Origin of the sequence: Zoogloea sp. LCSB751 (genome assembly GCF_002028455.1) — a bacterium.
GTDB lineage: Bacteria > Pseudomonadota > Gammaproteobacteria > Burkholderiales > Rhodocyclaceae > Zoogloea.
In genome coordinates this window covers 1-268 of the sequence record NZ_MWUM01000227.1, presented here as the reverse complement: position 1 = coordinate 268, position 268 = coordinate 1, and the positions used below count along the sequence as shown (strand labels likewise).

The window sequence follows — 268 nt, the reverse complement described above, 5'->3', positions numbered from 1 at the left end:
CAGCAACCAGTATGGCGCTTTCTGCCTTTGGCGAGCGAGCGGGAACGGCAACGGCAATGTTAGGTTTTATCCAAATGAGTGGCGCATCAGTGATCGCAGGCCTAGTGCAGCAAACAAGCCTGACTGCACCCTATGCGGTGGCGTTAGTGATGGGATTTTTCTCTATCGGATTACTGTCAATGATGGCGTTAAGCCGATTCGACCACTGGCACCAAGAGCAATTAGCCGCCGAGCATTAATACGCCCTAATGGCTAATTAAAGAAACAC

Annotated in this window: 1 pseudogene; it reads left to right on the top strand. The window is 50.7% G+C overall.

The features are described from left to right. Positions 1-239: pseudogene (locus tag B4920_RS26435) on the top strand (hypothetical protein); the annotation flags it as partial. Positions 240-268: the final 29 nt, after the last annotated feature.